Origin of the sequence: Streptomyces filipinensis (genome assembly GCF_014649495.1) — a bacterium.
Taxonomy (GTDB): Bacteria; Actinomycetota; Actinomycetes; order Streptomycetales; family Streptomycetaceae; genus Streptomyces; species Streptomyces filipinensis.
In genome coordinates, this window is record NZ_BMTD01000001.1 from 1,090,689 (window position 1) to 1,109,241 (window position 18,553).

General features: G+C 70.8%; 16 protein-coding genes. 13 read left to right on the forward strand and 3 right to left on the reverse strand.

Going from position 1 to position 18,553, the window contains the following annotated elements; translation table 11 throughout:
- Positions 1 to 21: 21 nt before the first annotated feature.
- From IE244_RS04920 to IE244_RS04950, 7 genes are all read left to right on the forward strand, one after another.
- Positions 22 to 816, forward strand: coding sequence for a cell division protein FtsQ/DivIB (locus IE244_RS04920; protein ID WP_191871337.1), 795 nt, complete (start codon positions 22 to 24; stop codon positions 814 to 816).
- Between the two features lie 279 nt (positions 817 to 1,095).
- Entirely contained in the window at positions 1,096 to 2,304 is a 1,209-nt protein-coding gene (ftsZ, locus tag IE244_RS04925) for a cell division protein FtsZ (RefSeq protein ID WP_191871338.1), read from the forward strand.
- The gene (gene pgeF, locus IE244_RS04930) at positions 2,301 to 3,029 is read left to right on the forward strand and encodes a peptidoglycan editing factor PgeF (protein ID WP_191871339.1); all 729 of its coding nucleotides are present in this window, start codon (positions 2,301 to 2,303) and stop codon (positions 3,027 to 3,029) included. Before ftsZ ends, pgeF begins: the two co-directional genes overlap by 4 nt.
- 6 nt (positions 3,030 to 3,035) lie before the next feature.
- Entirely contained in the window at positions 3,036 to 3,755 is a 720-nt protein-coding gene (locus IE244_RS04935) for a YggS family pyridoxal phosphate-dependent enzyme (RefSeq protein ID WP_191871340.1), read from the forward strand.
- A gap of 128 nt (positions 3,756 to 3,883) precedes the next feature.
- The gene (locus tag IE244_RS04940; RefSeq protein ID WP_031166478.1) at positions 3,884 to 4,525 is read left to right on the forward strand and encodes a cell division protein SepF; all 642 of its coding nucleotides are present in this window, start codon (positions 3,884 to 3,886) and stop codon (positions 4,523 to 4,525) included.
- Between the two features lie 59 nt (positions 4,526 to 4,584).
- Complete coding sequence (locus IE244_RS04945; protein WP_031166475.1) at positions 4,585 to 4,872, forward strand: YggT family protein; 288 nt, start codon at positions 4,585 to 4,587, stop codon at positions 4,870 to 4,872.
- 55 nt (positions 4,873 to 4,927) lie between these two features.
- On the forward strand, positions 4,928 to 6,001 hold the full coding sequence (locus IE244_RS04950; protein ID WP_191871341.1) for a DivIVA domain-containing protein: 1,074 nt from the start codon (positions 4,928 to 4,930) through the stop codon (positions 5,999 to 6,001).
- Between the two features lie 167 nt (positions 6,002 to 6,168).
- Here IE244_RS04950 and ileS read toward each other — a convergent pair whose 3' ends face one another.
- Complete coding sequence (gene ileS, locus IE244_RS04955; RefSeq protein ID WP_191871342.1) at positions 6,169 to 9,312, reverse strand: isoleucine--tRNA ligase; 3,144 nt, start codon at positions 9,310 to 9,312, stop codon at positions 6,169 to 6,171.
- 605 nt (positions 9,313 to 9,917) lie between these two features.
- On the opposite strand from ileS, the gene IE244_RS04960 reads away from it, so the two are divergent.
- The 5 genes from IE244_RS04960 to IE244_RS04980 all read left to right on the forward strand — a co-directional run bounded on the left by IE244_RS04960 (position 9,918) and on the right by IE244_RS04980 (position 14,935).
- Positions 9,918 to 11,078, forward strand: coding sequence for a TraR/DksA C4-type zinc finger protein (locus IE244_RS04960; protein ID WP_191871343.1), 1,161 nt, complete (start codon positions 9,918 to 9,920; stop codon positions 11,076 to 11,078).
- Between the two features lie 59 nt (positions 11,079 to 11,137).
- Positions 11,138 to 11,782, forward strand: coding sequence for a signal peptidase II (lspA, locus tag IE244_RS04965; protein WP_191871344.1), 645 nt, complete (start codon positions 11,138 to 11,140; stop codon positions 11,780 to 11,782).
- A gap of 63 nt (positions 11,783 to 11,845) precedes the next feature.
- A complete protein-coding gene (locus IE244_RS04970) occupies positions 11,846 to 12,790 on the forward strand; it encodes an RluA family pseudouridine synthase (RefSeq protein WP_191871345.1) in 945 nt (314 codons plus the stop codon).
- Positions 12,787 to 13,254 carry a GNAT family N-acetyltransferase gene (locus tag IE244_RS04975; RefSeq protein ID WP_191871346.1) on the forward strand — a complete coding sequence of 156 codons (468 nt, stop codon included), beginning with the start codon at positions 12,787 to 12,789 and terminating at the stop codon, positions 13,252 to 13,254. Before IE244_RS04970 ends, IE244_RS04975 begins: the two co-directional genes overlap by 4 nt.
- Positions 13,255 to 13,348: 94 nt before the next feature.
- Positions 13,349 to 14,935, forward strand: a complete 1,587-nt coding sequence (locus tag IE244_RS04980) for a Na+/H+ antiporter (protein WP_191871347.1) — start codon at positions 13,349 to 13,351, stop codon at positions 14,933 to 14,935.
- A gap of 79 nt (positions 14,936 to 15,014) precedes the next feature.
- Here the strand turns inward: IE244_RS04980 and IE244_RS04985 are convergent, their stop codons facing one another.
- A complete protein-coding gene (locus tag IE244_RS04985; RefSeq protein WP_191871348.1) occupies positions 15,015 to 16,121 on the reverse strand; it encodes a mechanosensitive ion channel family protein in 1,107 nt (368 codons plus the stop codon).
- A gap of 105 nt (positions 16,122 to 16,226) precedes the next feature.
- Here IE244_RS04985 and IE244_RS04990 point away from each other — a divergent pair, with 105 nt between their 5' ends.
- On the forward strand, positions 16,227 to 16,805 hold the full coding sequence (locus IE244_RS04990; RefSeq protein WP_191871349.1) for a dienelactone hydrolase family protein: 579 nt from the start codon (positions 16,227 to 16,229) through the stop codon (positions 16,803 to 16,805).
- Between the two features lie 7 nt (positions 16,806 to 16,812).
- Here the strand turns inward: IE244_RS04990 and IE244_RS04995 are convergent, their stop codons facing one another.
- Positions 16,813 to 18,483 carry an alkaline phosphatase D family protein gene (locus tag IE244_RS04995; protein ID WP_191871350.1) on the reverse strand — a complete coding sequence of 557 codons (1,671 nt, stop codon included), beginning with the start codon at positions 18,481 to 18,483 and terminating at the stop codon, positions 16,813 to 16,815.
- Positions 18,484 to 18,553: the final 70 nt, after the last annotated feature.

The following is an 18,553-nucleotide window of genomic DNA, read 5'->3' on the forward strand; positions in this document are numbered from 1 at the left end:
TATGACGAAAGGGCAGTGAGCGTGGCCGGATCGACGACCGCCCAGCGCGGTGAACGCCAGCGGGAGTCGTCCGGCCCGCCTCCCGCCCGCCGGTTCGGGAAACCGCGCCTTCGTGTGATCGTCATCCTGGTCGCGGCCGTCGTGCTTCTCGGCGCCGGCGCGACCTGGGTGCTGTACGGCTCCGCGTGGCTGCGCGTCGACCACGTCTCGGTGACCGGCACGCGCGTGCTGACCCCCGCCGAGGTGCGCGACGCGGCGGCCGTGCCGGTCGGGGCGCCGATGGTTTCCGTCGACATCCCGGGCATCGAGGCCCGACTGCGCCGGAAACTGCCCCGGATCGACACGGTCGAGGCGTTCCGTTCCTGGCCCCGCGGAATCGGGCTGAAAGTGACCGAGCGCACTCCGGTTCTGCTGATCCCAAAGGGCGGGAACTTCATCGAAGTCGATGACGAAGGTGTCCGGTTCGCTACGGTTTCGCAGGCGCCGAATGCCGTTCCGATGCTGGAATTGTCCGTCTCCCGCACGGGTTCCGGCGCCGCCGGCTTTCGCCGGTTCGGCACCGACCGCCTGGTACGCGAAGCGGTCCGGGTCGCCGGCGATCTGCCGGACGCCGTGGCGCAGCGGACCCGGACCGTCCAAGTCCGTTCCTACGACACCATCTCGCTGGAGTTGGCCGACGGCCGCGTGGTGGCGTGGGGCAGCGGCGAGGACGGCCGCGCCAAGGCACGGGCCCTCACAGCTCTCATGAAAGCAGCCCCGGGCGCACGGCACTTCGATGTCAGTGTTCCCACCGCCCCTGCGTCATCGCGGAGTTGACGCACATCAGCGCAGGCCAGCACCCTGGTTGGGCACTGCTACGGCTGATCACATAGGGTGAAAAGAAAAACGGGAGGTTCGGCGTGTTCGTTGAACGGGCGCCACTTGTCGACTTAGTGTCCTGTTCAGAAGACTCCAGGGAACAGACACACTGGTAACCCTAAACTTCAGGGTTAGGGTTCGGGTCGGCGCTACGGACCGTCCCATTCGGCATCCGTCGTCCCGGCGCGGGGCACCGCCCGGCGGCGACAACGTAATTCGAGGCGAGAGGCCTTCGACGTGGCAGCACCGCAGAACTACCTCGCAGTCATCAAGGTCATCGGTGTCGGCGGCGGTGGTGTCAATGCCATCAACCGGATGATCGAGGTCGGTCTCAAGGGTGTCGAGTTCATCGCCATCAACACCGACGCGCAGGCGCTGTTGATGAGCGACGCCGACGTCAAGCTCGACGTCGGCCGGGAACTCACCCGCGGACTCGGCGCCGGAGCCAACCCGGCCGTCGGCCGCAAGGCCGCCGAGGACCACCGCGAGGAGATCGAGGAGGTCCTCAAGGGGGCCGACATGGTCTTCGTGACGGCCGGAGAAGGCGGCGGCACCGGCACCGGCGGCGCGCCGGTCGTGGCCAACATCGCGCGTTCGCTCGGCGCCCTCACCATCGGCGTGGTCACGCGCCCGTTCACCTTCGAGGGACGGCGCCGCGCGAACCAGGCGGAGGACGGCATCGCCGAACTGCGCGAAGAGGTCGACACCCTCATCGTCATCCCCAACGACCGGCTGCTGTCCATCTCGGACCGCCAGGTCTCGGTCCTGGACGCCTTCAAGTCCGCCGACCAGGTCCTGCTCTCCGGTGTGCAGGGCATCACCGACCTCATCACCACGCCCGGCCTGATCAACCTCGACTTCGCCGACGTGAAGTCGGTCATGTCCGAGGCCGGTTCGGCCCTCATGGGCATCGGCTCGGCCCGCGGCGACGACCGCGCGGTGGCCGCGGCCGAGATGGCGATCTCCTCGCCGCTGCTGGAGGCGTCCATCGACGGCGCCCGTGGCGTGCTGCTCTCCATCTCCGGCGGCTCCGACCTCGGCCTGTTCGAGATCAACGAGGCCGCCCAGCTGGTCAGCGAGGCCGCCCACCCCGAGGCCAACATCATCTTCGGCGCGGTCATCGACGACGCCCTCGGCGACGAGGTCCGGGTCACCGTGATCGCGGCCGGCTTCGACGGCGGCCAGCCGCCGGCCCGCCGGGACAACGTCCTCGGCTCGGCCTCGTCCTCGACGGCCGCCCGGCGCGAGGAGCCCGCCCCGGCACGGCCGGCCGAGCCCAGCCGGCCGACCTTCGGCTCGCTCGGCAGCGTGACGCCCAAGGAGGAGCCGGAGCCGGCGCCCGAGCCGGTGCCCGACGTCCCGGTCGCCCCGCCGGTGACTCCGGCCCCCCGGACCTACTCGGACAGCGCGGCCGAGGAACTGGACGTTCCGGACTTCCTCAAGTGATAGGACAGCGCGAGAGCGTGAGCGGCGCGCACTTCGCCTTCACCGACCGGTGGGGCGGGGTGAGCGCCGCTCCGTATGAGGAGCTCAATCTCGGTGGCGCGGTCGGCGACGCGCCGGAGGCCGTACGGGCCAACCGGGACGGCGCCGCCAAGTCGCTCGGCCTCGACGCGGGCCGGGTCGTCTGGATGAACCAGGTGCACGGCGCCGACGTGGCCGTCGTCGACGAGCCCTGGGGCGACCGCCCGGTGCCGGAGGTCGACGCGATCGTCACCACCCGCCGCGGACTCGCCCTCGCCGTCCTCACCGCCGACTGCGTGCCGGTGCTGCTGGCCGACCCCGCCGCCGGGGTCGTCGCGGCGGCCCACGCGGGCCGGCCCGGCATGGTGAAGGGGGTCGTCCCCGCCGCCGTACGGGCCATGATCGAACTCGGTGCCGAGCCGGGCCGGATCACCGCCCGTACCGGACCGGCCGTCTGCGGGCGGTGCTACGAGGTGCCGGAGCGGATGCGGGCCGAAGTGGCAGCCGTCGAGCCGGCGGCGCACGCTGAGACGGGCTGGGGTACGCCGGCGGTCGACGTGAGCGCCGGGGTGCACGCGCAGCTCGACCGGCTCGGGGTGCGCGACCGGGCGCAGTCGCCGGTGTGCACGCTGGAGTCGGGCGACCACTTCTCGTACCGCCGTGACCGCACGACGGGGCGGCTCGCGGGCTATGTGTGGCTGGACTGATGGGGCATGACGGACCGTAAGACCGAACTCGCCGCAAATCTGGCGAAAGTGGAGGAGCGCATCACCGCCGCGTGTGCGGCGGCGGGGCGCGAGCGGGAAGAGGTGACCCTGATCGTGGTCACCAAGACCTATCCGGCGAGCGATGTGCGGATCCTGTCGGGACTCGGTGTGCGTCACGTCGCCGAGAACCGTGACCAGGACGCGGCACCGAAGGCCGCCGCGTGCGCGGATCTGCCCCTGAAATGGCATTTTGTCGGGCAGTTGCAGACCAACAAGGTCCGTTCGGTGGTCGGCTATGCCGATGTCGTGCAGTCCGTCGACCGCGCCCGGCTCGTCACCGCGCTGTCGAGGGAGGCGGTGCGGGCGGAGCGCGAGGTCGGCTGTCTGATCCAGGTCGCGCTGGACGCGGGCGTGAACGGCCGCGGTGAGCGCGGCGGCGTCGCACCGGACGGAATCGAAGAGTTGGCCGACCTCGTCGGTGAGGCACCCGGGCTGCGGCTCGACGGACTGATGACCGTCGCTCCGCTCACCGGGGAGTACGCGGGACGCGAACAGAAGGCGTTTCAGCGGCTCATGGATTTGTCGACCGACCTGCGCCGAACCCATCCGGCTGCAACCATGGTGTCGGCAGGGATGAGTGCGGACCTCGAACAGGCCGTGGCCGCCGGAGCGACACATGTGCGCGTCGGCACTGCGGTACTCGGAGTCCGCCCCAGGCTCGGGTAACGTCGCCAGGAAGTCGGACCACAGCAGAAAATATGGTCAGTACCTGCGAAGGCGGGCACAACGACCACGTGGATCGCGGGCACTTGGCAGTCGTCAGTCGATCCACCACAGAGCGGAGGACTCAGAGCATGGCCGGCGCGATGCGCAAGATGGCGGTCTACCTCGGCCTCGTGGAGGACGATGGGTACGACGGCCGCGGATTCGACCCCGACGACGACTTCGAACCCGAGTTGGACCCGGAGCCCGAGCGGGACCACCGACGGCATGAATCTTCACACCAAGCGCACAGCGCACATCAGTCCCAAAGGGACGAAGAGGTGCGAATCGTGCAACCGCCCGCGCCGCGCGAATCGGTTGCCCGTTCGACGGCGCTCGCCGCGGAATCCGGACGTCCGGCGCGGATCGCGCCCGTGGCATCCATCACACAAGAACGTCAGTCCCTGGAGAAGAACGCACCGGTGATCATGCCCAAGGTCGTGTCGGAACGAGAGCCTTACCGGATCACCACGCTTCACCCCCGGACCTACAACGAAGCCCGTACCATCGGGGAACACTTCCGTGAGGGCACCCCGGTGATCATGAATCTGACTGAGATGGATGACACAGACGCGAAGCGACTTGTCGACTTTGCGGCCGGTTTGGTGTTTGGTCTTCACGGCAGCATCGAGCGGGTGACGCAGAAGGTGTTCCTGTTGTCTCCTGCTAACGTCGATGTCACGGCGGAGGACAAGGCCCGCATCGCAGAGGGCGGGTTCTTCAACCAGAGCTGAGATGCACAACCAGATCGACTTCGGAAGAGCACGGAGCAGGGGAGAGGGAAGCGCAGGCCATGAGCGTGTTCGTCACGGTGGTCCACACCGCGCTGCTGGTGTTCCTCGCCGTGCTCATCTTCCGGCTGGTCATGGATTACGTGTTCCAGTTCGCCCGCTCGTGGCAACCCGGCAAGGCGATGGTGGTCGTACTGGAGGCCACCTACACTGTCACCGATCCACCGCTGAAGCTTCTGCGGCGGTTCATCCCGCCGCTGCGTCTCGGGGGCGTGGCGCTCGACCTGTCCTTCTTCGTACTGATGATCATCGTCTACATCCTCCTCTCCATCACGGGGAGATTCATGTGATGAGGGTGGACGATACGGTCTTGCCGACTGCCGATGACTACGTTGAGGTGAAGAGATGCCGTTGACCCCCGAGGACGTGCGGAACAAGCAGTTCACGACCGTCCGCCTCCGAGAAGGCTATGACGAGGACGAGGTCGATGCCTTCCTCGACGAGGTCGAAGCCGAACTGACCCGTCTGCTCCGCGAGAACGAGGACCTGCGCGCCAAGCTGGCCGCGGCGACCCGTGCGGCCGCGCAGAACCAGCAGAACATGCGCAAGGGCCCGCCGCAGCAGCAGATGGGTGGCCCCATGGGTGGCCCGCCCCAGCTGCCGAGCGGTGCCCCGCAGCTGCCCGCCGGTCCCGGCGGCGGTCAGGGTGGTCCCCAGGGTCCCGGTCCGATGGGCCAGGGTCCGATGGGTCAGGGCCCGATGGGTCAGGGGCCCATGGGCCAGGGCCCGATGGGCGGCCAGCCTCCCATGCAGCAGCAGATGGGCGGTCCGATGGGCGGCCCCATGGGCGGTCCGATGGGCGGCCCCGGTCAGGGCCCTGGTGGCGACAGTGCCGCCCGTGTCCTCTCGCTGGCCCAGCAGACCGCCGACCAGGCGATCGCCGAGGCCCGCTCCGAGGCCAACAAGATCGTCGGCGAGGCCCGCAGCCGCGCCGAGGGTCTGGAGCGTGACGCCCGTGCCAAGGCCGACGCCCTGGAGCGGGACGCGCAGGAGAAGCACCGCGTCGCGATGGGCTCCCTGGAGTCCGCCCGCGCCACGCTGGAGCGCAAGGTCGAGGACCTGCGCGGCTTCGAGCGCGAGTACCGCACGCGCCTGAAGTCGTACCTCGAGTCCCAGCTGCGCCAGCTGGAGACCCAGGCCGACGACTCGCTGGCCCCGCCGCGTACCCCGGCCACCGCGTCCCTGCCGCCGTCCCCGGCGCCCTCCATGGCTCCGGCCGGCGCGAGCGCCCCGTCGTACGGCGGCAACCAGACGATGGGCGGCAACCCCGCTCCGTCCGCCCCGTCCTACGGTGGTCAGCAGCAGATGACCCCGGCCATGACCCAGCCCATGGCCCCGGTCCGTCCGCAGGGTCCGTCCCCGATGGGTCAGGCTCCCTCGCCGATGCGCGGGTTCCTGATCGACGAGGACGACAACTGAGCACCGGGCACTAGTACGACAACGGCGTCGGCAGCGCTCAAAGGGCGGGCCCCCGGACTTCGGTCCGGGGGCCCGCCCTTTTTACGCGGGTTGAATCCGACCCGCACGCACGAGAAGGGCCCGGCCTCCCCTCAGGGAGACCGGGCCCTTCTCGATCCGCTCGGCGCTTACGCCTTCCGCAGCCGGAACGTGAGGGCCAGCCCCTCGTCGGTGAACGGCTCACCGAAGCTGTCGTCGGCCTCGCCCTGGCGGAAGTCCGTCGACAGCACCTCGTCGGCGATCAGCTCGGAGTGCTCGGCCAGGGCCGCGACGACCGCAGCGTCCGTGGACGTCCACCGCAGAGCGATCCGGTCGGCCACGTCCAACCCGCTGTTCTTGCGGGCCTCCTGGATCAGCCGGATCGCGTCACGGGCGAGACCCGCCTGCCGCAGTTCCTCCGTGATCTCCAGGTCCAGCGCGACCGTGGCCCCGGAGTCGGAGGCCACCGACCAGCCCTCGCGCGGGGTTTCCGTGATGATCACCTCGTCCGGAGCGAGGGTGACCGTCTCACCGTCGACCTCCACGGAGGCCGTGCCCTCGCGCAGGGCCAGGGAGAGCGCCGCGGCGTCGGCACCGGCGACGGCCTTGGCCACGTCCTGTACCCGCTTGCCGAACCGCTTGCCCAGCGCACGGAAGTTGGCCTTGGCGGTGGTGTCCACCAGAGACCCGCCGACCTCGCTCAGCGACGCCAGCGAGGTGACGTTCAGCTCCTCGGTGATCTGCGCGTGCAGCTCGGGGTCCAGGGACTCGAAGCCGGCCGCGGCGATCAGCGCGCGGGACAGCGGCTGACGCGTCTTGACGCCCGACTCCGCGCGCGTGGCGCGGCCCAGCTCCACCAGCCGGCGGACGAGGACCATCTGCCTCGACAGCTCCGGGTCGATGGCGGACAGGTCCGCCTCGGGCCAGTCGGCCAGATGGACCGAGTCCGGGGCGCCCGGGGTCACCGGCACGACCAGGTCCTGCCACACCCGCTCGGTGATGAACGGGGTGATCGGCGCCATCAGCTTCGTGACCGTCTCCAGCACCTCGTGCAGCGTGCGCAGCGCGGCCTTGTCGCCCTGCCAGAAGCGGCGGCGCGAACGGCGGACGTACCAGTTGGACAGGTCGTCGACGAACGCGGACAGCAGCTTGCCGGCGCGCTGGGTGTCGTACGCCTCCAGGGCCTGGGTCACCTGGTCGGTGAGCGCGTGCAGCTCGGACAGCAGCCAGCGGTCCAGCACCGGGCGCTCGGCCGGGGCCGGGTCGGCCGCGCTGGGCGCCCACTGGGACGTACGGGCGTACAGCGCCTGGAAGGCGACCGTGTTCCAGTACGTCAGCAGGGTCTTGCGGACGACCTCCTGGATGGTGCCGTGACCGACCCGGCGGGCTGCCCAGGGGGAGCCGCCGGCCGCCATGAACCAGCGCACCGCGTCCGCGCCGTGCTGGTCCATGAGCGGGATCGGCTGCAGGATGTTGCCCAGGTGCTTGGACATCTTGCGGCCGTCCTCGGCGAGGATGTGACCGAGGCAGACGACGTTCTCGTACGACGACTTGTCGAAGACCAGCGTGCCGACAGCCATCAGCGTGTAGAACCAGCCGCGGGTCTGGTCGATCGCCTCGGAGATGAACTGCGCCGGGTACCGGCTCTCGAACAGCTCCTTGTTCTTGTACGGGTAACCCCACTGTGCGAACGGCATCGAACCCGAGTCGTACCAGGCGTCGATGACCTCCGGCACGCGCGTGGCGGTCCTGCCGCAGCCCTCCTGCGGGCAGGCGAAGGTGACCTCGTCGATGAACGGGCGGTGCGGGTCGAGGCCCGACTGGTCCGTGCCGGTCAGCTCGGTCAGCTCCGCGCGGGAGCCGACGCAGGTGAGGTGGTCGTCCTCGCAGCGCCAGATCGGCAGCGGGGTGCCCCAGTAGCGGTTGCGGGACAGCGCCCAGTCGATGTTGTTGTTCAGCCAGTCGCCGAAGCGGCCGTGCTTGACCGTGTCCGGGAACCAGTTGGTCTTCTCGTTCTCCTGGATGAGGCGGTCCTTGATCGCCGTCGTGCGGATGTACCAGGAGGGCTGCGCGTAGTAGAGCAGGGCGGTGTGGCAGCGCCAGCAGTGCGGGTAGCTGTGCTCGTACGCGACGTGCCGGAAGAGCAGGCCGCGCTGCTGGAGGTCCGCGGTGAGCTTTTCGTCGGCCTTCTTGAAGAAGACGCCGCCGACCAGCGGGACGTCCTCCTCGAAGGTGCCGTCCGGGAGGACCGGGTTCACGACCGGCAGGCCGTAGGAACGGCACACCTTGAGGTCGTCCTCACCGAAGGCGGGGGACTGGTGGACCAGACCCGTACCGTCCTCGGTGGTCACGTAGTCGGCGTTCACCACGTAGTGCGCCGGCTCCGGGAACTCCACGAGCTCGAACGGACGCTGGTACGTCCAGCGCTCCATCTCGGCGCCGGTGAAGGTCTGGCCGGTCGGCTCCCAGCCCTCGCCGAGCGCCTTGGCCAGCAGCGGCTCGGCGACGACGACCTTCTCCTCGCCGTTGCCGGCGACGACGTAGGTGACCTCCGGGTGCGCGGCGACCGCCGTGTTGGACACCAGGGTCCAGGGGGTCGTCGTCCACACCAGGAGCGCGGCCTCGCCGGCCAGCGGACCGGAGGTGAGCGGGAACCGGACGTACACGGACGGGTCCACGACCGTCTCGTAGCCCTGCGCCAGCTCGTGGTCGGACAGGCCGGTGCCGCAGCGCGGGCACCAGGGGGCTACGCGGTGGTCCTGGACCAGCAGGCCCTTGTTGAAGATCTCCTTCAGCGACCACCAGACCGACTCCACGTACTCGGGGTCCATGGTCCGGTAGGCGTCGTCCAGGTCGACCCAGTAGCCCATGCGGGTCGTCAGCTCGGCGAAGGCGTCGGTGTGCCGGGTCACGGACTCGCGGCACCTGGCGTTGAACTCGGCGATGCCGTACGCCTCGATGTCCTGCTTGCCGGAGAAGCCCAGCTCCTTCTCGACGGCCAGCTCCACGGGCAGGCCGTGGCAGTCCCAGCCGGCCTTGCGGGCCACGTGGTAGCCGCGCATGGTGCGGAAGCGGGGGAAGACGTCCTTGAAGACGCGCGCCTCGATGTGGTGGGCACCGGGCATGCCGTTGGCGGTGGGCGGGCCTTCGTAGAACACCCACTCCGGGCGGCCCTCGGACTGCTCCAGACTCTTGGTGAAGATCTTCTGGTCTCGCCAGAAGTCGAGCACGGCGTGCTCAAGAGCGGGCAGGTCGACCTGTGCGGGCACCTGGCGGTACGTCGGCGCTGTCATCTGCGAGCATCCTCCAACGGACTTGCTGCCTTCCGTCGGAGGGACGAGAGCCTTCGATCCTGTCTACGCCGTGTGCGGCGCGCTCCCGCGGTACCACCCTCCTTGGCCCTCCGACGCGCCGTACGCGCCGGTGAGCCCCCTCATTGGGGTCGCGAAGCCGGCTCTACTCGCTCTCGCCCTGAGGCTGTGGCTTTCTTCCGGCGGCTCCGGGGTGATCTTCACGTCGCGCTCGCCCCCGGGCTCACACCGTCCCCGGGTCGCTCTGGGCTGCGTACGCCGCTACTCGTCCCCATCCACGCTTTTCGCTCCGCCCAGTGTACGGCGCCGCGCGGACGGCGGCCGACCGGTTTTCGGCGCGGCGCCGGGCGGACGGTACGACCGGCCGGGATGACCCGAATGGCGAGGGGGCGGGCGCTCGGGTCCGGCGCGGCCGGGCTCCGGCGGATTACCCGGCGGGGAGCTGGGCACAACGGATGCAGGCCCGCTGCACGGGGGGTGCGGGCGGGCGAATCGGGCGGTGTGCCCCGTTGCCGCGGGACTCAAGTCGATTTATCGTCCCAGCACGATTCGCGAGCAAGATCACAATATGTGAAGGGGCCGCGGCCATGGTGGCGAAAAAGACCGCCGTACAGCAGCCGGCGTCCGGCCGGCGCAGGGGCGCGGGCGCCTCCGCCGCGGCTGCCTCCGGCGGTGAGGCCAAGGGAGTGGCCGGGAAGAAGAGGGTGAACGGGGGGAAGGACGCGGTGCCGGCAGCGGAGAAGACCGCGGGCAGGGCGGCGGCCACCGGGAAGACGGCCACCGAGGAGAAGGCCGCGGCGAAGAAGAGGGCCGGGGCGAGGGGGACGGCTGCCGGGGAGGCGGCGGACAGGAAGGCCGCGGCCGAGGAGACGGCCGCTGGGAAGAGTGCCGCCAAGAAGACGGCTGGCAAGAAGCCCGCTGCCCAGAAGACCGCCCCCGAGAGGTCCGTCGCCAAGAAGACCGCCCCCGGGAAGTCCGTCGCCAAGAAGTCCGTTGCCAAGAAGGCGCCGGTGAAGAGGGCGGGTCGTGACGCGGCTGTGGTGGGCCGGGCGGCGGCGCCGGAGAAGACGGTGGCCGGGAAGGCCGTCGGCGAGAAGACCACGGCGAAGGCGAAGGGGGTGGCGTCGGCGGAGGAGACGGCCGTCAGGAAGCCGGCGAAGAGGACCGGTGGCAGGAAGGCGGCCGCCGAGGGCGTCTTTACGGAGGCGGCCCACACGAGCAGGGCCAAGGAAGCGGGCGCGGCGCGGGCCGCCAAGCAGACGGGAGCCACGACAGTGGTTGCGAAGAAGACTCCTGGCACGGCCACGGCGGACACCGCCGTCCCCAAGGCGCGGGTCGCCGCGGCGGAGCCCGGCGAACTGGCGGTGCGCCCCGGCGAGGACCCCTGGACCCCGAAAGAGGTCGAGGAGGCCCGGACCGAGCTGATGTCCGAGGTGACGCGGCTGCAGGAGGAGATCAGCTCCTCCGAGGCGTCCCTGGTGGGCCTGATGCGGGACTCCGGAGACGGCGCGGGAGACGACCAGGCCGACACCGGTACGAAGAACATCACGCGCGAGCACGAGATGGCGCTCGCGGCCAACGCACGCGAGATGCTGGTCCAGAACGAGCACGCCCTGGAACGGCTGGACGCCGGCACCTACGGTCTGTGCGAGAACTGCGGCGAGCCGATCGGCAAGGCGCGGATGCAGGCCTTTCCCCGGGCCACGCTGTGCGTGGAGTGCAAACAGAAGCAGGAACGCCGCTCCTGAGCGTACCGGGCCGTGCCGTAGTCTCGTCCCCAGTCAGGCACCTAGGTTGAGGGACTCACGTGGCAGAGGCGGAGCGCATCATCGGTACGCCGGACACCCCGGACGACAGCGGCGAGCAGACGGCGGCGGCCGGAGCCCGCCCCGGCTCGGGCGCGTCCACCGCGCCCGGTGTGTCCGGCGCGGGTGAGCAGCAGGCCGCGGCACGGGTGCGGGGCCGCCGCGGACGCCGGATCGCCCTGCTGTTCGCGGTCGCCGCGTTCGCCTACGCCCTGGACCTGATCAGCAAGATGCTCGTGGTCGCCAAGCTGGAGGGGCACGCGCCGATCAAGCTGATCGGGGACTGGCTGGAGCTGAACGCCATCCGCAACCCGGGCGCGGCCTTCGGTGTCGGCGCGGCCTTCACGATCATCTTCACCCTGATCGCGGCGGCCGTGATCGTGGTGATCATCCGCCTGGCCCGCAAGCTCTACAGCTACCCCTGGGCCATCGCGCTCGGCCTGCTGCTCGGCGGCGCCCTCGGCAACCTCACCGACCGGATCTTCCGCTCGCCCGGCGTCTTCGAGGGCAAGGTCGTGGACTTCATCGCGCCCAAGGGCTTCGCCGTGTTCAACCTGGCGGACTCGGCGATCGTGTGCGGCGGCATCCTGATCGTGCTGCTGTCCTTCCGCGGACTGGACCCGGACGGCACGGTCCACAAGGACTGAGCCCCGACGGAGTTGTCCACAGGCGCGTTCGGGGTGCTGCGGCCCGTCCGGCATACTCGACGGGTGAGCACGATTCCCGAGATCCGTACCCTGCCCGTGCCCGACGGCCTGGAGGGCGAGCGCGTCGACGCCGCCATCTCCCGCATGTTCGGCTTCTCCCGCACGAAGGCCGCGGAGCTGGCCGCAGCCGGCAAGGTCCAGGTCGACGGCGCGGTGGTCGGCAAGTCCGAGCGGGTGCGCGGCGGCGCCTGGCTTGAGGTCGAGATGCCGCAGGCGCCCGCGCCGGTGCAGGTGGTCGCCGAGCCGGTCGAGGGCATGGAGATCGTGCACGACGACGAGGACGTCGTCGTGATCGTCAAGCCGGTCGGCGTGGCCGCGCACCCGTCGCCGGGCTGGAGCGGGCCCACCGTCATCGGCGGCCTCGCCGCCGCCGGGTACCGGATCTCCACCTCCGGCGCCGCCGAGCGCCAGGGCATCGTGCACCGCCTGGACGTCGGCACCTCGGGCCTGATGGTGGTCGCCAAGTCGGAGCGGGCGTACACATCGCTCAAGCGCCAGTTCAAGGAGCGCACGGTCGACAAGCACTACCACACCCTCGTCCAGGGCCACCCGGACCCCACGAGCGGCACGATCGACGCGCCCATCGGCCGCCACCCGAACCACGACTACAAGTGGGCGGTCACGGCCGAAGGCAAGCCCTCCGTGACGCACTACGACCTCATCGAGGCGTTCCGTGCCGCCTCCCTGCTGGACGTGAAGCTGGAGACCGGCCGCACCCACCAGATCCGCGTCCACATGTCCGCCCACCGCCACCCCTGCGTCGGTGACCTCACCTACGGAGCCGACCCCACCCTCGCCAAGCGGCTGCGCCTGACCCGCCAGTGGCTGCACGCCGTGCGCCTGGGCTTCGAGCACCCCGGGGACGGCCAGTGGGTCGAGTTCGCGAGCGACTACCCCGAGGACCTGCAGGAGGCCCTCGAACAGGTCCGCGAGGAGACGTACGCGTGAGCACGCCGTACACCGTCCGGATCGCCGCGGACCCCGCCGACCGCGAGGCGTGCTTCGCGGTCCGCAAGGAGGTCTTCGTCGTCGAACAGGGCGTCGCCGAGGACATCGAGTACGACGCCTACGACGCGGTCGCGGTGCACGTCCTGGCGGTCCGCGGGGACGGCGTGCCGCTCGGCACGGGACGTCTGCTGCTCGGCGAGGCCGCGGCGGCGAAGACGGGCGGGGACGCCTCGGTGGGCTCCCTGGGGCGGCTCGCCGTCTCCCGCGAGGCCCGCGGGCTGGGTGTCGGCGTGGCCCTGGTGCGGGCCGTCGAGGACGCGGCACGCGCGCGCGGCCTCGCCGCGGTGGACCTGCACGCGCAGACCCACGCCCTGGGTTTCTACGAGCGCCTCGGCTATGTGGCGTACGGCCCGGAGTTCCCGGACGCCGGCATCCCGCACCGGGCGATGCGCCGGTCCCTCTAGACGTGTGCCGCGCCGCCGGGCGGCAGGCGTCCGTGCCGGCGCGATGGCAGGCTTGAGGCCTGCCGTGTGAGCGTCGACCCCCGGAGCGCCGGCCGTGGATCAGTTGGCCCTGCTGTTCGTACTGCTGCTCGGGGCCCTGGTGAGCGTCCCGGTGGGCGACCGGTTCGGGGTGCCGGCGCCGGTGCTGATGACGCTGTTCGGCGGGGTCCTCGCGGTGGCCGACTTCGTGCCCGACGTGGACATCCCGCCGGACCTGATCCTGCCCGGGCTGCTGCCCCCGCTGCTCTACGCCGCCGTACGCCGCACCTCCTGGCGTCAGTTCGCGGCCAACATCCGCCCGATCTTCCTGCTGGCCGTCGCCCTGGTGTTCGTGACGACGGTGTGCGTGGCCTTCGTCGCCAACGCGATCGTGCCGGGGCTGCCGATCGCCGCCGCCGTCGCGCTCGGCGCGCTGATCGCCCCGCCCGACCCGGTCGCCGCGACCAGCGTCGCCGGGCAGCTCGGGCTGCCGCGCCGCCTGGTGTCGATCCTGGAGGGCGAGGGCCTCTTCAACGACGTCACGGCCATCGTGCTGTACCACGTGGCCGTCGCCGCGGCCGTGAGCGGCTCGTTCTCGCCCTGGCGGGCCGGCCTGGACCTGGTGCTGTCCGCCGTCGTCGCGGTGGCCGTGGGCCTGGTGCTCGGCTGGGGCGCGAACAAGCTGATGGACCTGCTGGGCGATCCCACCCTGCAGATCGGCATGACCCTGCTGGTGCCCTACGCCTCCTACGTGCTCGCGGAGAAGCTGCGGGGCTCGGGCGTGCTGGCGGTGCTCACCACGGCGCTCTTCCTCGCCGAGTACGCCAGCGACGCCGACGACGTGATGACCCGGCTCGCCGGGCACACCTTCTGGGACATCATCGACACGCTCGTCACGGGTGTGGCCTTCGGGCTCATCGGCCTGGAGCTGCACAACGCCATTCGCACGGCCCAGGGGCGCTGGGGCGAGATGCTCGGCTGGTCCGCCGCCGTCGTGGGCGTGGTGATCGTCGTACGGCTGGTGTGGCTGCTGCCCGCGACCTGGCTGACCAAGCGGCTGCACGCGCGGCGGGACTACGACGAGGAGATCCCGGTGAGCTGGCGGGAGACCGTCGTGATGTGGTGGTCCGGGATGCGCGGGGTGGCCTCGGTGGCGCTGGCGCTGGCCGTCCCGCTGAAGACCGGTGACGGATCCCCGTTCCCCGACCGGGACGAGATCATCTTCATCGCCTTCGGGGTGATCATCGTCACGCTGGTCCTGCAGGGGCTCACCCTGCCGTCGCTGGTGAGGTGGCTGAGGGTGCAGGCCGACTCCGAGCGCGAGAAGGAGTTCGAGAAGGAGCTGGCGGTGCGGGCCGCGAAGGCCGCCAAGCGCCGGCTGAGGGAGATCGAGCAGGTGGAGGACCTGCCGGAGGAACTGTCGGAGCAGATGCTGCGCCGCGCCTTCGACATCGGGATCCGGATCAGCCCCGACATGGGGGAGGAGGAGCGCAGGGAGGCGCAGCACCAGCGGGTCAGGCGGCTGAAGCGGATCCGGCGCATCCAGAACGAGATGCTCAGTGCGGCGCGGCACGAGGTGCTGGCGGCACGGAGCGAGCCGGGCGCGGATCCCGAGATCGTGGACCGGGTGCTCCGGCATCTGGACGTGCGCAGTCTGCGCTGAGCACCCACCCGCACCGCCCGCGGCACCGCCTCCGGCCCGCGGCACCGCCTCCGGCCCGCGGCACCGCCTCCGGCACCGGTCAGCCGCGGCCGGTGCGGGGGAAGTCGTAGGCCTTGCGCAGCGATGCGCCGTCGGGCGGCGGGATGCGGCTCGGCGGGTGTACGGCCTCCGCGGTGTTGACCCGGGGAAGGGCGTAGGGGTGTTCCGTCGACAGCCAGGTGATCATCTGCTCGCGGACCGTGACCCGTACCGTCCAGATGTCGTCGGCGTCCTTCGCGGTCACCAGGGCGCGCACCTGCAGGGTGTTCGGTGTGGTGTCCGTCACCACCAGGCCGTAGGCGCGGCCGTCCCAGGCCGGGCACCGGCGCAGGATGTCCCGCAGCTTCTCGCGCATGGCCTCGATCGGCGCGCTGTGGTCGAGGTGCCAGTAGACGATGCCCGTCATCTGCGGGGTGCCGCGGGACCAGTTCTCGAAGGGCTTGGACGTGAAATACGACACGGGCATGGTGATCCGGCGCTCGTCCCAGGTCCGCACCGTGAGGAAGGTGAGGGTGATCTCCTCGACGGTGCCCCACTCGCCGTCCACCACGACGGTGTCGCCTATGCGCACCATGTCGCCGAAGGCGATCTGCAGCCCGGCGAACATGTTCGACAGCGTCGACTGGGCGGCCACACCGGCCACGATGCCGAGGATGCCGGCCGACGCCAGCAGTGAGGCACCGGCCGCGCGCATCGCCGGGAACGTCAACAGCATCGAGGCGGCGGCCACGACGATGACGATCGCGGACACCACCCGCATGATCAGCTCCACCTGGGTGCGCACCCGGCGCACCCGCGCCGCGTCCCGGTGGGCGCGCGCGTAGCGGCTGTAGGTCGTCTCGACGATCGCCGAGGCGATCCGGATCACCAGCCAGGCGGCGGATCCGATCAGCACCAGCGTCAGCGTCCGGCCGATGCCGGCCTGGTGCCGCTCCAGCAGCTTCGTCTGGTCGAACGACCCGCGGAGCAGGGCGGCGCACAGCACGAGCTGGTAGGGGATGCGGGCCCGGCGCAGCAGCCCCCACAGGGGCGTGTCGTGGTCGCGTTCGTCGGCCTTGCGCAGCAGCCGGTCGGTGCCCCAGCCGATGGCCAGGGTCAGCAGCACCGAGCCGCCGAGCACGAGCAGGGGGCGGAGTACGGTCTCCATGCCTCCGCTCCTAACCGGCCTGCGGCGGGCATGAACATGTGAGTTCGGCGCGTTCCTGGGTACGGCGGCACCGGCACCGTCGTATCCGGCTGGCACCATGGCCTCATGAACATCATGCTTTTTCACTCGACCTACGGCCTCAGGCCCGCGGTGCGTGACGCCGCGGACCGGCTGCGCGCGGCGGGCCACGAGGTGTGGACGCCGGACCTCTTCGAGGGGCGCACGTTCGACACCGTCGAGGAGGGCATGGAGTTCAACGAGCGGACCGGCAAGGAGGAGCTGCTGAAGCGGGCCGTGCTGGCGGCGGCTCCGTACTCCGAGCGAGGGCTGGTCTACGCCGGGTTCTCGCTCGGCGCCTCCATCGCGCAGACCCTCGCCCTCGGCGACGACAAGGCGCGCGGGCTGCTGCTTCTGCACGGCACGTCGGACATCGCGCCGACCGCGCACGTGGACGGGCTGCCGGTGCAGCTGCACGTGGCCGAGCCGGACCCGTTCGAGACGGACGACTGGCTGAGCGCCTGGTATCTGCAGATGGGCCGGACCGGAGCCGATGTGGAGGTCTACCGGTACGCGGGCGCCGGGCACCTCTACACCGACCCGGAGCTGCCGGACTACGACGCCGAGGCCGCCGAGGCCACCTGGCGGGTGGCGCTCGGCTTCCTCGACGGCCTGCGGTCCGCGTAGCCGGCGGTTACACCGGGTCGTAGGTCCGCTCGACCTTCTGCGTGCCGCTGCGGGTGCGGTAGGAGCGCACCCACTTGGAGGTCGCGCCCGCGTCGGTGCGGTCCGACAGGACGTAGTAGTCCATCTGCGCGCGGCCGGCGGTGATGTCCAGCACGCCGTAGCCGTGCCGGTCGGTGTCCACCCAGTGGACGTGCCGGTTGGCGGCCTCGATGACCGGCGCGGCGAGCGCGGAGACCGTGCCCTCGGGGACCTTGACGATGTCGTCGAGGTTGTCGGAGGTCACCGACGTGATGACGAACTCGGTGGCCGCCGACGGCGACAGCGGGTAGGTGCCCGCGTCCACCGGCACGTCGTTGGCCCAGGACATGTGGATGTCACCGGTCAGGAAGACGGTGTTGCCGATGGCGTTCGAGCGCAGGTGGTCGAGCAGTTCACGGCGGTCGTGGGTGTAGCCGTCCCACTGGTCGGTGTTGACGCCGATGCCGTCCTGCGGCAGACCGAGCAGCTTGGCGAGCGGCTTGAGCAGGTCGGCGGTCAGGGAGCCGATGACGAACGGCGCGATCATCACGGAGTTGCCGACCAGCCGCCACTTGGTGTCGGAGGCCTTCAACCCGGTCTTCAGCCAGTCCAGTTGGGCCCGGCCGGTGATGGTCCGGGTCGGGTCGTCCACCGAGCCGCTGCCGGCGGACGCCTGCTGGGAGCGGAACGAGCGCAGGTCCAGCAGGGACAGGTCGGCGAGCTTGCCGAAGCGCAGCCGCCGGTAGGTGGTGCCCTCGACTGCGGGACGGACGGGCATCCACTCGAAGTAGGCCTGCTTGGCGGCCGCCTTGCGGGCGGTCCAGGCGCCCTCGGCGCCCTCGGTGTGGTTGACCGCACCGCCCGACCACGCGTTGTCGGCGAACTCGTGGTCGTCCCAGATCGCGATGACCGGGGCCTTCACGTGCAGGGCCTGAAGGTCCGGGTCGGTCTTGTACGTGGCGTGCCGGACGCGGTAGTCGGCGAGGGTGATGGTCTCGTTGGCGGGCGCGTGCGGGCGGACGACCGTGCCGCGGGCCGCGTACTCGCCGGACTTGTACTCGTAGATGTAGTCGCCGAGATGCAGCCAGGCGTCCAGGTCGCCCCGGGCCGCGAGGTGGCGGTAGGCGGAGAAGTAGCCGCCCTCCCAGTTGGCGCAGGAGACCACGCCGAAGCGGAGGCCGCTGACGTCCGCGTTCGCCGCCGGCGCGGTGCGGGTGCGCGCCACCGGCGAGTCGGTGCCGCCGGCCGAGAACCGGAACCAGTAGTCGGTGGCCGGTTCCAGACCGCGGACATCGGCCTTCACGGTGTGGTCGGAGACGGCGCTCGCGGTGACGGAGCCCTTGGCGACGATGCTGGTGAACGCCTTGTCCTTGGCGACGACCCAGTCCACCTCGGTGTCCGGGCCCAGCCCGGAGCCCGCGGTGGCCTCCGGCGTCGGGGTCACCCGGGTCCACAGCAGGATGCCGTCGGGCAGGGGGTCACCGGAGGCGACGCCGTGCAGGAAGGCGGGGGCCTGGTCGGCGGCGCGCGCCGGGAGGGCGGCGGCGAGCGGGCCCGCCAGCACAGCGGTCGCCGCCGCGGCCTTGACGACCGTACGGCGGCGAGGGGAGAAGGAGTTGAGGCCTGTGGACGCCTCGGATGCTCTGTATCGACTGGTCACGACCGATCAGGTTACTGATCGGTATGAGCAAGAGCGGGCGAACTCCGAAAGTTCGCCCGCTCTTCACACG

Bases quoted from the DNA above. Each gene is read 5' to 3' on its own strand.
- IE244_RS04935 (WP_191871340.1), top strand. From the start codon at position 3,036: ATGACGGACCGTAAGACCGAACTCGCCGCAAATCTGGCGAAAGTGGAG.
- IE244_RS04985 (WP_191871348.1), bottom strand. From the start codon at position 16,121: ATGGAGACCGTACTCCGCCCCCTGCTCGTGCTCGGCGGCTCGGTGCTG.
- IE244_RS04950 (WP_191871341.1), top strand. From the start codon at position 4,928: ATGCCGTTGACCCCCGAGGACGTGCGGAACAAGCAGTTCACGACCGTC.
- IE244_RS04945 (WP_031166475.1), top strand. From the start codon at position 4,585: ATGAGCGTGTTCGTCACGGTGGTCCACACCGCGCTGCTGGTGTTCCTC.
- IE244_RS04940 (WP_031166478.1), top strand. From the start codon at position 3,884: ATGGCCGGCGCGATGCGCAAGATGGCGGTCTACCTCGGCCTCGTGGAG.
- IE244_RS04960 (WP_191871343.1), top strand. From the start codon at position 9,918: ATGGTGGCGAAAAAGACCGCCGTACAGCAGCCGGCGTCCGGCCGGCGC.
- IE244_RS04990 (WP_191871349.1), top strand. From the start codon at position 16,227: ATGAACATCATGCTTTTTCACTCGACCTACGGCCTCAGGCCCGCGGTG.
- ileS (WP_191871342.1), bottom strand. From the start codon at position 9,312: ATGACAGCGCCGACGTACCGCCAGGTGCCCGCACAGGTCGACCTGCCC.